The organism is Amycolatopsis sp. NPDC114478, assembly GCF_055633805.1.
In genome coordinates this window covers 343,632-357,600 of sequence record NZ_JBVKDO010000007.1, presented here as the reverse complement: position 1 = coordinate 357,600, position 13,969 = coordinate 343,632, and the positions used below count along the sequence as shown (strand labels likewise).

The window sequence follows — 13,969 nt, the reverse complement described above, 5'->3', positions numbered from 1 at the left end:
TCCTAGCCTCCGAAGCCCAGCTGCTCGCTGTAGAACAGGCCGAGCCCGAACATGCAGCAGATCGCCGACAGCAGCCAGAACCGGATGATGACCGTGGTTTCCGCCCACCCGGCGAGTTCGAAGTGGTGGTGGAACGGCGCCATCCGGAAGAGCCTTCGCCGCGTGGTCCGGAACACCGCGATCTGCGCGACCACCGAGATCATCTCGACCATGAACAGGCCGCCGATGACGATGGCGAGCAGCTCGGTGCGAGTGGTCATCGAGAGCCCGGCGACCAGGCCGCCGAGGGCCAGCGAGCCGGTGTCGCCCATGAAGATCTTCGCCGGGGCCGCGTTCCACCAGAGGAACCCGACGCAGGCGCCGGTGGCCGCGGCGGCGACCACCGCCAGGTCGAGCGGGTCGCGGACGTCGTAGCAGGCGGGCGCCGGGCCGTTGGCGCAGTTCAGCCGCTCCTGCCAGAACGCGATGACGACGTAGGTCGCCAGCACCATCGCCGCCGAGCCGCCGGCCAGGCCGTCGAGGCCGTCGGTGAAGTTCACCGCGTTCGACCAGCCGGAGATCACGATGTAGCAGAAGATCACGAAGAACACCGCGGGGAACGTGATCAGCGCGAGGTCGCGGACGTAGGACAGGCTGACCGACGCGGGCGTGATGCCGCGCGAGTCGGCGAAGTTCAGCGCCAGCACCGCGAACGCGATCGTGACCACCAGCTGGCCGACCAGCTTCGCGGTCTTGTTCAGCCCCAGGTTGCGCTGCTTGCGGATCTTGATGAAGTCGTCGAGGAACCCGACGATCCCCAGGCCCACCGCGAGCATCAGCACGAGCAGCCCGGAGGCCGTCGGCGCGCCGCTGCGGGAGTTGAACATCCAGTTGATCAAGTGCGCGGCGAAGTACCCGACGACCATCGCGATGATGATCGCGACACCGCCCATGGTCGGGGTACCGCGCTTGGACTTGTGTCCCTGGGGGCCTTCCTCACGGATCTCCTGACCGAAGCCCTGCCGGGAGAACACCCGGATCAGGTAGGGCGTCAGCATGATGGAGACCAGCAGGCCCGCCGCGGCCGCGATCAGGATGCTGATCACGCGTCACCACCGTTCGAGCGATTCTCGGAGTTGTCGGTTTCCCGGGGTTCGAGCAGAGCTTCGGCGACCCGCCAGAGGCCGGCGGCCTTGGAGGCCTTGACCAGCACCACGTCCCCCGGGCGGAGCTGATCATGCAGCAGGGCGATCGCGGCCTCGACGTCGGGTACCAGTGCCGACTCCTCGCCCCAGGAACCCTCCTGGTGCGCGCCCTGGTGCATGGCCGCCGCCTCGGGGCCGATCACGACGAGCTTGGCGATGTTGAGCCGGACGACCAGCCGGCCGATCTCGTCGTGCGCGGTGACCGCGTCCGCGCCGAGCTCGCCCATCACGCCGAGCACGGCCCAGGACCGGCGGCCGGACTCCCGCGTCATCGCCGCGAGGGCCTTCAGGCCGGCCCGCATCGACTCGGGGTTGGCGTTGAAGGAGTCGTTGAGGATCGTGACGCCGTCTTCGCGGGTGACGACCTCCATGCGCCGCGCCGAGCGCCGCTGGACGGCCGACAGCCGCACGGCGACCTCGGCCGGCGACGAGCCCAGCTCCAGCGCGATCGCGGCGGCCGCGAGCGCGTTGCTCACGTGGTGCTCGCCGTGCAGCGGCAGCCGCACGTCCGCCTCGCCGGCCGGGGTGACCAGCCGGAAGGACGCGCGGGCCTGGTCGTCGAGCGTGATGCCGGTCGCCCGGACCTGCGCGGACGCGCTTTCGCCGAAGAACACCACGCGGGCCTTCGTGCGGCTCGCCATGGCCGCGACCAGCGGGTCGTCGAGGTTGAGCACCGCGACGCCGTCCTCGGGCAGCGCCTCGACCAGCTCGCCCTTGGTCTTCGCGATGCCTTCGCGGGACCCGAACTCGCCGACGTGCGCGCTGCCGACGTTGAGCACGGCGCCGATCTTCGGCGGGGCGATTTCGGCGAGATGGGCGATGTGGCCGGGCCCGCGCGCGGACAGCTCCAGCACCAGGTGGCGGGTCTCCGCGTCGGCGCGCAACGCCGTCCAGGGGTGGCCCAGCTCGTTGTTGAACGACCCGGGCGGCGCGACCGTCGGGCCCAGCGGCTCCAGCAGCTGCGCGATCAGGTCCTTGGTCGACGTCTTGCCGGACGAGCCGGTGACGCCCACGACCGTCAGGTTGCCCTCGGCCAGGCGCTGGACGACGAACCGGGCGAGCTTGGCCAGCGCGGCCAGCACGGCGGCGCCGGAGCCGTCTTTGTCGCCGGTCAGCGCGACCGACCGCTCGTGGGCCTCGCCCGCGGCGAGCGGCGGCACGACGATCGCGGGCGCGTCGACCTCGCGCGCGGCCAGCACGGCCACGGCGCCGGCCTCGACAGCCTGCGCGGCGAAGTCGTGGCCGTCGACCTTCTCCCCCGGCAGGGCGACGAACAGGCCGCCGGGCGTGAGCTTCCGGGTGTCGAACTCGACGCTGCCGGTCACCTGGGTGCCCGGGTCCGCGCGGTGCAGCCGGCCGCCGACGACGTCGGCGATCTCGGCCAGGCTGAGCACGATCACACACTCACCTCGAGTTTGTTGCGGATGGCCGCGGCCAGCTCGTCGCGGTCGGAGAACGGGTGCACGACGCCGCCGGCCTCCTGGCCGGACTCGTGCCCCTTGCCGGCGAGGAAGACGATGTCGCCCGGCTCGGCCAGCGCGACGGCGTGCTCGATGGCCTCACGGCGGTCGCCGATTTCGAGGACCTCGCCGCCCTCGGCGGGCCCGACGGCGCGGGCGCCGGCGAGCATCGCGGCGCGGATGGCCGCGGGGTCCTCGGAGCGCGGGTTGTCGTCGGTGACGATCAGGACCTCGCTGCGCCGGGCCGCCGCCTCGCCCATCATCGGGCGCTTGGCGGTGTCGCGGTCGCCGCCACAGCCGAGCACCGTGATGATCCGGCCCTCGGCGCGGGCGCGCAGCGCGTCCAGGCCCTGGGCGACCGCGGCCGGCTTGTGGGCGTAGTCGACGACGGCGGTGAACTCCTGGCCGACGTAGACCCGCTCCATCCGGCCCGGCACCTGCACCTCGGCGAGCCCGGTGACGATGTGCTCCAGGGCGATGCCCGCGCTGCCGAGGATCGCGGCGGCGAGCACGGCGTTGGCGACGTTGAACTCGCCGGGCAGCGGGATCCGGGCGGGCGCGCTGAGGCCGCCCGGGCCGTGCAGCGTGAAGGTCTGCTCGCCGTGCGGGGTGGCCTGCAGGTCGGTGGCCTTCCACGCGGCGTTGGTGCCCGGGTCCGTGGTGACGGTGATCGTCTGCGGCGTGAGCAGGGCCTGGCCCCAGGCGCTGTCGACCACGACGACCTCGGTGGTCGAGCGGCCGTCGAACAGCAGCGACTTCGCGGCGAAGTACTCCTGCATGTCCTTGTGGAAGTCCAGGTGGTCCTGGGAGAGGTTGGTGAACGCGCCGACCGCGAACCGGGTGCCGTTGACCCGGCCCAGCGCGAGCGCGTGGCTGGAGACCTCCATCGGCACGTGCGTGACGCCGCGCTCGAGCATCACCGCGAGCAGCGCCTGCAGGTCCGGTGCCTCCGGCGTGGTGAAGCCGCTGACCAGGCGTTCGCCGGCGATCCGGGTCTCGACCGTGCCGATCAGGCCGGTGGTCAGGCCCGCGGCCCGCAGGCCGGCGTCGACCAGGTAGGACGTCGTGGTCTTGCCGGACGTGCCGGTGACACCGAGGACGGCCAGCCGCAGCGAGGGCTCGCCGTAGATCCAGGCGGCGATCTCGCCGAGGGCGGCGCGCGGGTCGGCGTGCACGAGGATCGGGACGCCGGCGTCGCGCAGGGCGGGCCGCTCGGCGCCTTCGGCGTCGGTGAGCACCGCGACGGCCCCGGCCGCGATCGCCTGGTCGCTGAAGTCGGCGCCGTGCGCGCGGGCGCCGGGCAGTGCGGCGAAGAGGTCGCCGGGCAGCACGTGCTGGGCCCGCAGGGTGGTGCCGGTGACGGTGAGGTCGGCGGCGTCGGGCGAGCCGGCGATCAGCCGCGCGTCCGCCCTGGCGAGCAGCGTCGCCAGCGGGACCGGGTCGATGCGCGCCGGGCGGGGCGGTGCGGGGACCGCTTTCACCGGGCTTTCCGGCACCTGGGAACTGGACGAGGACACGGACACGGCCAAGAGGCTACCGGCGGCCGTCCGAGGCACCCGCACGCGGTACGGCGATTGCGGGCGGCTGAGGCACATGTGCTAGGTAGCGGGGCGCACCTCGTTGCGCCGCAACGCTTTCCCCTCCGCTGTGCACAGTGGACGCGTTAAAGCCCCCTCCCGCGGGTGAGGGGGCTTTGACGCACCGTGCTCACGGCACGATCAGCGGGACCTCCGGCGACGGGCCGTCCGACAGCGGGATCTGGTACCGCTGCGTCAGGTACGACGCGATCGTGTGGAACAGCGGCGCGGCGGAGTGCCCGACCGGCAGCGTCGTGTCCGGCGCGTCCAGCCGGATCGCGACCACGAACCGCGGGTGGTCGGCGGGCAGGATGCCGGCGAAGGTGATGTTGTAGAGGTGGTCGCTGTAGGCCTTCGTCCGCGGGTCGACCTGCTGGCCGGTGCCCGTCTTGCCGGAGATCTGGTACCCCTCGACCGCCGCCGTCGGCGCGGTGCCCTTCTGCAGGCCCTTGCCGTCCTGCGCGACCGCGCGCATCATGTCGCGCACCGTCTTCGCCGTCTGCGGGTTGACCACCTGGACCTGCTTCGGCGCGGGCTCCGGCACGGTCGTCCCGTCCGGGTTCACCTTCGCCTTGACGATCCGCGGTTCGACGCGCAGGCCGTCGTTCGCGATCGCCTGGTACATCCCCGCCATCTGCAGGACGGTCATCGACAGGCCCTGCCCGATCGGCAGGTTGCCGAACGTCGTCGCCGACCACTGGCTGCGCGCCGGCACCGATCCCGCGCTCTCGCCGGGCAGGCCGACGCCGGTGCGCTGGCCGAGCCCGAACTTCTTGAGCAGGTCCGAGTAGCGCTCCTCGCCGATCTTCTGCGCCAGCAGCAGCGTGCCGATGTTGGACGACTTCGCGAAGATCCCGGTGGTGGTGAACGTCTGCGTGCCGTGCGTCCAGGCGTCGTGCACGGTCTTGTCGGCCACCTGCAGCGCGCCGGGCACCTGGACCGTCGACTCGGGGGTCGCGATGCCGTAGTCGATCGCCCCGGTCGCGGTGACCACCTTGTTGACCGAACCCGGCTCGTACGGCGTGGTGACCGCCGGGTTGGCGAGGTCCTCGTTGGTCCAGGTCGACTGGTCGTTCGGGTCGAACGTCGTGTCGTTGGCCAGCGCGTAGACCTCGCCGGTCTTGGCGTCGAGGACGACCGCCTGCCCGCCCTTGGCGTGCGACTGCTGGACGTAGTCCGACAGCTGCCGCTGCACCTCGTACTGCAGGTCGGAGTCGATGGTCAGCTCGAGGTCCGACCCCGGCACGGCGGCCTGCAGGTCGCGCTCGGTGCCCGGGATGACGACGTTGTCGCTGCCGTTCTTCGTGTTGACCAGCATCCGGCCCGGCGTGCCCGCCAGGTCGTTGTCGCGCACGAGTTCCAGCCCGACCAGGCCGTGCAGGTTGTGCTTGGACACGTCGGGGTCGTCGGAGCGCCAGTTCGCGGCGCCGACGATGTTGGACGCCAGGCTGCCGCCCGGGTATTCGCGCAGCGCCCGCTTCTCCACCGCGATCCACGGGTAGTTCTTGACGATGTCGGCGGCGACCGACGGCTCGACGTTGTGTTCCAGGTAGGTGAACGACGCCGGCTTGCGGAGCAGGTCGAGCAGCTGCTGCTCGGTGAGCTGGTTCGGCACCTTGGCCGCGATGTACTTCGCCGCGGCCGCGGTCTCGTTGTCGAACGTCTTCTTCGTGCCCGGGTTCTTCGTGGCGAAGTCGTCCAAGCTCTTGTGGAGCGCCTTGAGGTTCACCGACAGCGAGCGCACCTCGACGCTGAACGCCAGCTTGGCGCCGTTGCGGTCCACAATGGACCCGCGCTGGGCCGGGATGTCGATGGTCTGGGTGCGCTGCCGCTCGGCCGCGGCCGAGAGCGCCGCGGCGTCGAACCACTGCACCTGCACCAGTTTCACGCCCGCGACGAGCAACACGGCGACCAGGATCAGGCGCACGGCGGAGAACCGGCCGCGGTGGCCGCCGTTGCCCCGCCGCGCGGCCGCGCTGCGCGTCCCCGCGGCGTAGGTCCGCCGCGCACTGCCCCTGGTCCGCGCGCGGGCCTGCCCCCGGCCGGCAGCCATCACTGGCCGCCTCCGGGCTGCGCCGGCGGCTGCTCGTCGGCCGGCACGGCGGGCTGGTCACCCTCGATCGGCGCGCCCTGCTGCGACTGGGTGCCCGCGGCGGGCGCGGCCGGCGGCGCGACCGGCGCTGCCGGCGTGTCCGCCTTGGCCTTCTTGGGCTCGCCGACGAGCGAGGTCTTCCCGTCCGGGCCGACGACGATGCGCGCCGGGTCGCCACCCGGCACCATGCCCAGCTGCTGGGCCGCGGGGGCCAGCGATGCGGGCGACTCCGCCTTCGCGACGTCGCGCTGCAGCTGTTCCTTCGTCTCGGCCAGGTTCGCGTTGGTGGTGCGCAGCTGCTCGAGCCGGTAGGAGTCGGCGATCGCCTGCGTGGTCAGCCACAGCGTGGTCGCCACGCCGGCGGCCAGCAGCGCCATCATCATCAGCACGAACGACGCGCGCGACTTCGGCAGCCGCAGCGTGAACTTGGGCTTCGGCTCCGCCGGTTCGGCCTTCGGCCGCGGCCGCGGCTCGCGCTCCTTGAGGAGGTCGGCCCGTTGGGCGCGGCGCGCGTAGGCGCGCTCGGCCGCGGACGTGCGGCCCCGGGACGCGCGGCGCGGCGCGGCCTTGCCCGGCTGGGTGGTCTGCGGCTCCGGCTCGACGGTGGTCGAGGTGCGGGCGGCCTCGCTGCGGCCCCGCGTCGCCGGCGCGGCCGGGCGGCGGGACTTCGCGGGAGCGGTCATCGCGGCTCTCCGATCCTCTCTGCGGCCCGCAGCCTCACCGAGGCGGCGCGCGGGTTCCGTTCGATCTCCTCTTCGCCGGCCTTTTCGGCGCCCCGGGTCAGGAGCTTCAGCTCCGGTCCGTGTCCCGGCAGTTCGACCGGGAGCCCCTCCGGGGTGCGGGACTTCGCGAGCTCGGCCAGCGCTTGCTTGACGAGCCGGTCTTCCAGGGACTGGTAGGACTCGACGACGATCCGGCCGCCGACCGGCAGGGCGCCCAGCGCGGCGGGCATGGCGCGGCGCAGCACCTCCAGCTCGCCGTTGACCTCGATCCGCAGTGCCTGGAAGGTCCGCTTGGCCGGGTGCCCGCCGGTGCGGCGGGTGGCGGCCGGGACGGCGTCGTAGAGCAGCTCGACCAGGCGCCCGCTGGTGGTGAACGGCTCCTTCTCCCGCGCGGCCACGACGGCCTTGACGATCCGCTGTGCGAAGCGTTCTTCGCCGTAGTCGCGCAGGATCCGGATCAGCTCGCCGGGCGCGTAGGTGTTGAGGACGTCGGCGGCGGTGAACCCGGTCGTCGGGTCCATCCGCATGTCGAGCGGCGAGTCCTTGGAGTAGGCGAACCCGCGCTCGGCGCGGTCCAGCTGCATCGACGAGACACCGAGGTCGAACAGGATGCCGTCGGCCTTGGCGATGCCGAGGCCGTCGAGGGCTTCCGGGAGTCCGTCGTAGACGGTGTGCACGAAGTCGACGCGGTCGCCGTGGCGCGCGAGGCGCTCCGCCGACTTTTCGAGCGCGGCCGGGTCGCGGTCGAGCGCGACGAGGTGCAGCCGCGGGAACGCTTCGAGGAGGGCGTCGGAATGCCCGCCGAGACCGACGGTCGCGTCCACGAGGACGCCGTCGCGGTCGGCGAACACGGGAGTGAACAGCTCGACGATGCGGTCGAGCAGCACCGGGACGTGCTCGGGTGCCGTCATGTTCCCTCCCCCTTTCTCGCCTGGGCGGCTCGGGGGAAATATGGCGGATGCCGTCAGGTCCCTGTCCGCCCGCTGCCGACCTGGTACCGGGGAAGGTGCACCAGGGCTGTTGAGCGGACAGAGGCCTCACGGCATCCGGGTGGGCTTCCCCCGTGGCGCGGGCGGCGAACCCCTCGTCCCCCGACGACGACGGTGCACCGCGTCCGCGCGTCTAGAAGACGCCCGGCAGTACTTCCTCTCGAGCCTTCGCGTAGCTGTCTTCGTGTTCCTCCAGGTAGCCCTGCCACGCTTGGGCATCCCAGATCTCCAGCCTGGTGATCGCCCCGATCACCACGCACTCCTTGCTGAGCCCCGCGTAGCGGCGGAGCTCGGGCGCGATGCTGATGCGCCCCTGGCCGTCCGGCCGTTGCTCGTCCGTGCCCGCGAACAGGTAGCGCTGGTAGGCCCGAACCGCCTCGTTGGTGAACGGGGCCTCGGCGACCTTGCGCGCCATCTGCTCGAACTCGGCGCGGGGGAAGACGAAGAGGCAGTGGTCCTGCCCCTTGGTAAGCATCAGCCCACCCGCCAAGGCGTCACGGAACTTCGCGGGCAGCGCGAGCCGCCCTTTGTCGTCCAGCTTCGGGGTGTGGGTGCCGAGGAACACGGCCTCCACCTCCCTACCGCATCCGGTGGCGAACCTCCGGCTGCGGCTCCGGGGCTTCCCTTCCGCCCCACTGGCCACCACCGTACCCCACTTTTCACCACAGTCAACGCGGGAAACCGGCGGCTCACTCCGTCGTGTGGTCCGTTTGCGCAGGTCAGCAGGGTGGGGGCAGGTGGGGGGTGGTGTGGGGGACGGTGGCCAAGATCCCCCGTGCCGGGGGCCGGAGCAACCTCAGCTGTTCCCCATGCGTCCGCATAACGGCCGCGAAAGAACCCAGGGGGCTCGGTGTGGGGGCGAGTGGGGGCCCGGGGTGGGGCTGGGTGGGGACCCCGGGTGGGGCCCGGTGGGGACGCGGGTGGGGCTCGCGGTACGAAGGCTCAGCGCTCCCCGGTGAGGCGAGTCGACGACCTCCGGCACCGGTCGACCGGTCAGTCCTCGGGGGTCACCAAAGCCGCGATGCGCGAGGCGAGCCGGGCGCTGTCGACCGGGCTCACGTTCACCCACTCCTGCCCACCCCGCCCCGCGGTCTTCGTAGCGCAGTACGCCCCTACGTCGGTATCGAACCAAGTCAACCCGCCGACCCGGGACACCCGCCCCGAAGCCTCCCGCCGGCTGACGCTGAACTGCCCCGCCGAATACACGGGCCGAGCCTGGATCGCCAGCACCTCCTGCAGCTGAGCCGACGCCGCCCCCGAGGCGGCCGACGGGTCCGCCAACGCCGAAGCCGACAGGTTGATCCCGTACCCCGGCCCGGCCGTCAGCTCCGGCAGCACGTCCACGATCGCCGTGCACAGCTCGCCCGCGCCGATCGAATCCAGCGCGATCGTCTGCTCCGGCTGGGTCGCCAGCACGCCGCGGCGACCGTGGACCGCCGTCACCGCGCGGAACGGCAAGTCCGACGTCATGTCCGCCAGCGCTTCGCACGCCACGTACACCTCGCCGGCCGCGAGCACCTCCAGCCGCGCCGCCAGCGCCGGCTCGAGCCGAGAACCGTCGTACAAACCGCGGCCGGCGAGGTTCTCGTACACCGCCTTCCGCACCTCGGCGCGCTCCTCCTCCGTCGCGCCGACGCTGCGCACCGTCAGCGGCTCCGGCGGGCGGTCGTGGCCCAGGTCCGTCCAGAGGATGTCGAACGCCGACGCGGAAACGCGGATCAAGCCGGCCCCAGCGTCGGGGGCGCCTCGAAGTCCGCGGCCGGCACGTGGCCGCGCAACGCCGCGTCGCGCGTCCGCATGACGTCGATCGCCTTCTGGCGCGCCGCTTCCGCCTCCGCTCGGCGGGCCGCCATCTCGTCGGCGAGCCCGGCCAGGACCAGCACGTTCCCGGACGACGCGGCGTCCCGGATCATCGACGCCGGGTCGTAGACCACCGGCGGCGGCATGTCGGCCCGGGCCCGCGCGGCCGCCTCCGCCTGAGCGCCGACGGCGCTGCCCACCGACGCCGAGACGGCGGCCGAGTGCGAGAGCCACTGCGCGGCCCGGCCCAGCGCCGCCCGCGCCGCGTCCCCCGCCTGGCCGCGCCAGTTCTCCTCCGACGACGAGACCAGCGCGGCGAGGTCGGCGGTCGACTCGTGCAGCCGCTTCGCCAGCCCGTCCCAGCGCGCGCCCGCCTCACCCGCGGCGACCGGGTCGTTGTCCCGCGCGACCTCCGCGGCCATGGCCTCGTGGCTGTAGGACTCGTACCGCGCGGTCGGAACGGGGGGTTCGGGCACGGCGCACCTCTCTCAGGGCAGCTTCGGTTCGACCAGCCCGGCCACCGTGCCCGCGCGGCGGCAGGCGAGCGGGGTGTCCGAGAAGCCGGTGTTGCTGACGTCGATCTGGACGCTGGCCGCGTCGCCCACGCCGAGCAGCACGGCGCAGGTGCCGTCGGCGGCCTTCTTGTCCGCCACCTGCAGCGCCGGGTGCGCGCCGACCGTGGTCTTCGTGGCCGTCTTCTTCGTGACTTCGAGGTCGGCCAGGCCGTCGGTGTCGCTGAGGGTCACGGTGACGCCGAAGGTGCCGGGCACGCTCCAGTCGCACGCACGGGCGCCGGCGATGTCCTTGGGCTTGCCGAGGACGCCGATCCCCGCGGTCGAGCGGTCCTGCGGGGTGAGCAGCGCGCACGGGTCCAGCGCGGCGAGGCCGGTCCAGGCCACGGGCGGCGGCTCGGCGGTGGCGGAAGCCGACGTGTGCCCCGCGCCGGCGGGCTCGGCGGACGGCTGCTGCCCGCAGCCGCCGAGCAAGAGGAGAAGGACGGGCGTGAGCCACCGGCCCGTCCGCCGCCGGCGCGCCCCCGGCTCCTCGCGCACCCGGTCAGCCACCCGTGCAGTCCACTCCGTCCGCCGCCTGCTCGTCGGCGTGCTGGTACTTCGCCAGCGCCTGGCCGATCCGGTGCTTCAACGCCTCGAGCTCCTTGCCGAACGCCGTCAGCTGCTGGACGGCCGAGCCCCGGCCGCCGATGCCGTACTCGGCCATGAACTTGCCGATCTCCCCCGCGTACCCGCCGCCGAGCGGCACGGTCCGGCCGAGCACCTTGGCCTCGCGGACCATCTCGCCGACGACGTCCTGCAGCTGGCCGAGCTTCGCGTAGGCGTCCGTGGCCAGCTCGGGCGCGACCGCGAACCCGCGGACGTCGTACGTCTGCCCCCGCACCTCGCTCATGAGCGGTTACGCCTCTCCGTAGCCGGGCGAACTCGTATCGGAGCATAGAACAGCGCGGGGTGTCAGCGGGAGCGCCCAGAATCGGGTGACAACACACCCGTTCGGGGTATCGTCCCTGCTTGCGCAGTGTCATCGATCGTCGCGCCGGGCGTGTTCCCCGGGGCTTCCCGGGGTTCCGCCCCCAGGTTCGCCCGGGTTTGACACACTGGGTGGAAGGCTGGTCGCTGCGCGCGGACAGCAGCGATGGGGGCCGTTCGGGCCCGGCGGTGCGCACGGTGCGCGCGGCCATGCGCCACCAGGAGGTCGAGTGACGTCGAGAATCCAGTCTGCGACGCCCGGATCGGGCGAGCAGGCAGCCGGACGGCCGCCTTACCCGGCGGAGTCCACGGGCAACGGCCGGGCCCCCGGCCGCCCCGCCAGAGTGTCGCTGGACGAACTGCACGAAACCGCGCGGCGGATCGCCGCCAACGTCGAGCGGGTCCTGGTCGGCAAGCCCGACGTCATCCGGATCGCGCTGGTCACGCTGCTCGCCGAGGGCCACCTGCTGGTCGAGGACGTGCCCGGCGTCGGCAAGACGTCGCTGGCGAAGGCGCTGGCCCGGTCGATCGACTGCACGGTCAGCCGCATCCAGTTCACGCCGGACCTGCTGCCCAGCGACGTCACCGGCGTCTCCATCTACAACCGGCAGAGCGGCGGGTTCGAGTTCCGGCCCGGCCCGGTGTTCGCGAACATCGTGGTGGGCGACGAGATCAACCGCGCCTCGCCGAAGACGCAGTCGGCGCTGCTGGAGTGCATGGAAGAGCACCAGGTCACCGTCGACACCTCGACCTACCACCTCGAAGAGCCGTTCATGGTGATCGCCACCCAGAACCCGATCGAGATGGAAGGCACCTACGCCCTCCCCGAGGCCCAGCGCGACCGCTTCACCGCGCGGGTCTCCATCGGCTACCCCGACCAGCAGGCCGAGCTGGCCATGGTCGACGAGCACGCCGGGCACAACCCGATGGACGACCTGCAGCCGGTTTCCGACGGCGAGACCGTGCACCGGCTGATCGAGACGGTCCGCGGCGTGCACATGGCGCCGGAGGTCCGCCGCTACGCCGTCGACGTCGTCTCGGCCACCCGCCAGGTCCCGGAGATCCGGCTCGGTGCGTCCCCGCGCGCGACGCTGCACCTGGTCCGCGCGGCGCGGGCGCAGGCAGCGCTGTCCGGGCGCGACTACGTCGTGCCGGACGACCTGCACACGGTCGCGGTGCCGGTGCTCGCGCACCGCCTGGTGCTGACCACCGAGGCCCACGCGGCGCGCCGGTCGGCGACCGACGTCGTGCGGGCGGTGCTGCACCGGGTGCCGGTGCCGCAGGGCTCCCGGCCCCAGTAAGCACCCGGCGAAGGGGAGAGAACGACGTGCTGCGTGCCCTGTCCGGCCTGACCACCCGCGGCCGCTGTCTGCTGGCCGCGGGGCTGGCGGCCGCGGTGTGCTCGTTCGTGCTCAACGAACGCGACCTGCTGCGGGTCGCCGTCTTCGTGGTGGCGCTGCCGCTGCTGGTGGCCGTGTTCATCTCGGCGACCCGGCTGCGCATCGGCGCCACCCGTGCGCTGCACCCCCAGCGCGTCGCGGTCGGCGGCGCCGGCGAGGTGCAGCTGGAGCTGTGGCGCAGCGGGCGGCTGCCGGCCGGCGAGATCCTGCTCGAGGACGGCGTGCCGTACGCGCTGGGCTCGCGGCCGCGGTTCGTCGTCGAACGCCTCCCGCACGACCGGAAGGTCGCGCTGCGCTACCCGCTGCAGCCGGTGCTGCGCGGGATCCAGCAGGTCGGGCCGCTGCGCGCGACCATCACCGACCCGTTCGGGCTGTGCGAGTTCGAGCGCGAGCTGATCGGGCACTCGCGGCTGGTCGTCGTGCCGCGGGTGGTCCCGCTGTGGGGCCTGCCGAGCGGCGCGGGCATCGGCGTCGGCGACGACGGCACGGTCCGGCTGCACGCCGGGCAGGGCGAGGCCGACGTGATCGTCCGCCAGTACCGCCAGGGCGACGACCTGCGCAAGGTCCACTGGCGCTCGACGGCGCGCCGCGACGAGATCATGGTCCGCGTCGAGGAACGGCCGTGGCGCGGCGGCACGACGGTGCTGCTCGACCACCGCGCGGCCGCCCACCACGGCAGCGGCCCGGCCGCGAGCCTGGAGTGGGCGGTGTCGTTCGCGGCGTCGGCGGCGGTGCACCTGCGCCGGTCCGGGCACCGCGTCCGGCTGGTCAGCGAGCACGGCGTGACGCTCGCTGACACCCCGGGCGAGGGCGGCGACCACTACGACAACGTCGTGCTCGACGCGCTGGCGGCGCTGCAGCCGGCGCACCAGCGCGACATCACGCTGGCCGGCGACCCGGGCGAGGGCCAGGAGCTGATCGCCGTGCTCGGCACGGTCAGCACCGAAGCGGTGCACGAGCTGGCCCAGTACCGCCCGCGCGGGATCCGTAGCCTCGCGGTCCTGCTCGACACGCCGACGTGGTCGGCGGGGGTGAGCGCACCGGAGCAGCGCGCCGCGGCGACGGAGGATTCGGCGGCGTTGCTGCGCGCGGCCGGCTGGGGCGTGGTGATCGCCGGGCCGGGCTCGCCGATGCCGCAGGTGTGGGCCGAGCTGTGCCGAAGCGGCGCCCGCCGCGGCACGCTGATCGGCGGTCCGCGATGAGCGCGCAGCACCGGCGCGGAAGCCGGCCCGCCGGCCAGGGCGCTGCGGTGCCCACCGCCGCC

Annotated in this window: 13 protein-coding genes; 2 read left to right on the top strand and 11 right to left on the bottom strand. The window is 73.1% G+C overall.

What is annotated here, in order from left to right; all coding sequences use genetic code 11:
* Positions 1–2: 2 nt before the first annotated feature.
* From mraY to ACZ7OH_RS22120, 11 genes are all read right to left on the bottom strand, one after another.
* Complete coding sequence (gene mraY / locus ACZ7OH_RS22170; RefSeq protein ID WP_470282481.1) at positions 3–1,085, bottom strand: phospho-N-acetylmuramoyl-pentapeptide-transferase; 1,083 nt, start codon at positions 1,083–1,085, stop codon at positions 3–5.
* Positions 1,082–2,584, bottom strand: coding sequence for a UDP-N-acetylmuramoyl-tripeptide--D-alanyl-D-alanine ligase (locus ACZ7OH_RS22165; protein ID WP_470282480.1), 1,503 nt, complete (start codon positions 2,582–2,584; stop codon positions 1,082–1,084). The genes mraY and ACZ7OH_RS22165 overlap by 4 nt, the downstream gene beginning before the upstream one ends.
* Positions 2,581–4,125 (bottom strand): UDP-N-acetylmuramoyl-L-alanyl-D-glutamate--2,6-diaminopimelate ligase, encoded by a 1,545-nt coding sequence (locus ACZ7OH_RS22160; protein WP_470282606.1) that lies wholly within the window; start codon positions 4,123–4,125, stop codon positions 2,581–2,583. Before ACZ7OH_RS22160 ends, ACZ7OH_RS22165 begins: the two co-directional genes overlap by 4 nt.
* Positions 4,126–4,351: 226 nt before the next feature.
* Complete coding sequence (locus tag ACZ7OH_RS22155) at positions 4,352–6,274, bottom strand: peptidoglycan D,D-transpeptidase FtsI family protein (protein WP_470282479.1); 1,923 nt, start codon at positions 6,272–6,274, stop codon at positions 4,352–4,354.
* On the bottom strand, positions 6,274–6,996 hold the full coding sequence (gene ftsL / locus ACZ7OH_RS22150) for a cell division protein FtsL (protein WP_470282478.1): 723 nt from the start codon (positions 6,994–6,996) through the stop codon (positions 6,274–6,276). The genes ACZ7OH_RS22155 and ftsL overlap by 1 nt, the downstream gene beginning before the upstream one ends.
* Positions 6,993–7,946 carry a 16S rRNA (cytosine(1402)-N(4))-methyltransferase RsmH gene (gene rsmH / locus ACZ7OH_RS22145; RefSeq protein ID WP_470282477.1) on the bottom strand — a complete coding sequence of 318 codons (954 nt, stop codon included), beginning with the start codon at positions 7,944–7,946 and terminating at the stop codon, positions 6,993–6,995. The genes ftsL and rsmH overlap by 4 nt, the downstream gene beginning before the upstream one ends.
* A 211-nt stretch (positions 7,947–8,157) precedes the next feature.
* Entirely contained in the window at positions 8,158–8,589 is a 432-nt protein-coding gene (mraZ, locus tag ACZ7OH_RS22140; protein ID WP_086670270.1) for a division/cell wall cluster transcriptional repressor MraZ, read from the bottom strand.
* Between the two features lie 428 nt (positions 8,590–9,017).
* On the bottom strand, positions 9,018–9,746 hold the full coding sequence (locus tag ACZ7OH_RS22135) for an ESX secretion-associated protein EspG (RefSeq protein ID WP_470282476.1): 729 nt from the start codon (positions 9,744–9,746) through the stop codon (positions 9,018–9,020).
* Complete coding sequence (locus ACZ7OH_RS22130; RefSeq protein WP_470282475.1) at positions 9,743–10,300, bottom strand: PPE domain-containing protein; 558 nt, start codon at positions 10,298–10,300, stop codon at positions 9,743–9,745. The genes ACZ7OH_RS22135 and ACZ7OH_RS22130 overlap by 4 nt, the downstream gene beginning before the upstream one ends.
* Before the next feature lie 12 nt (positions 10,301–10,312).
* Complete coding sequence (locus tag ACZ7OH_RS22125; protein ID WP_470282474.1) at positions 10,313–10,888, bottom strand: DUF3558 domain-containing protein; 576 nt, start codon at positions 10,886–10,888, stop codon at positions 10,313–10,315.
* The gene (locus ACZ7OH_RS22120; RefSeq protein ID WP_470282473.1) at positions 10,881–11,228 is read right to left on the bottom strand and encodes a hypothetical protein; all 348 of its coding nucleotides are present in this window, start codon (positions 11,226–11,228) and stop codon (positions 10,881–10,883) included. Before ACZ7OH_RS22120 ends, ACZ7OH_RS22125 begins: the two co-directional genes overlap by 8 nt.
* Before the next feature lie 307 nt (positions 11,229–11,535).
* Between ACZ7OH_RS22120 and ACZ7OH_RS22115 the strand changes: the two genes are divergently transcribed.
* Positions 11,536–12,606, top strand: a complete 1,071-nt coding sequence (locus tag ACZ7OH_RS22115) for an AAA family ATPase (RefSeq protein ID WP_470282472.1) — start codon at positions 11,536–11,538, stop codon at positions 12,604–12,606.
* Positions 12,607–12,632: 26 nt separating this feature from the next.
* A complete protein-coding gene (locus ACZ7OH_RS22110) occupies positions 12,633–13,907 on the top strand; it encodes a DUF58 domain-containing protein (protein WP_400905216.1) in 1,275 nt (424 codons plus the stop codon).
* Positions 13,908–13,969 lie beyond the last annotated feature (62 nt).

Bases quoted from the DNA above. Each gene is read 5' to 3' on its own strand.
- ACZ7OH_RS22155 (WP_470282479.1), bottom strand. From the start codon at position 6,274: ATGGCTGCCGGCCGGGGGCAGGCCCGCGCGCGGACCAGGGGCAGTGCG.
- ftsL (WP_470282478.1), bottom strand. From the start codon at position 6,996: ATGACCGCTCCCGCGAAGTCCCGCCGCCCGGCCGCGCCGGCGACGCGG.
- rsmH (WP_470282477.1), bottom strand. From the start codon at position 7,946: ATGACGGCACCCGAGCACGTCCCGGTGCTGCTCGACCGCATCGTCGAG.
- ACZ7OH_RS22120 (WP_470282473.1), bottom strand. From the start codon at position 11,228: ATGAGCGAGGTGCGGGGGCAGACGTACGACGTCCGCGGGTTCGCGGTC.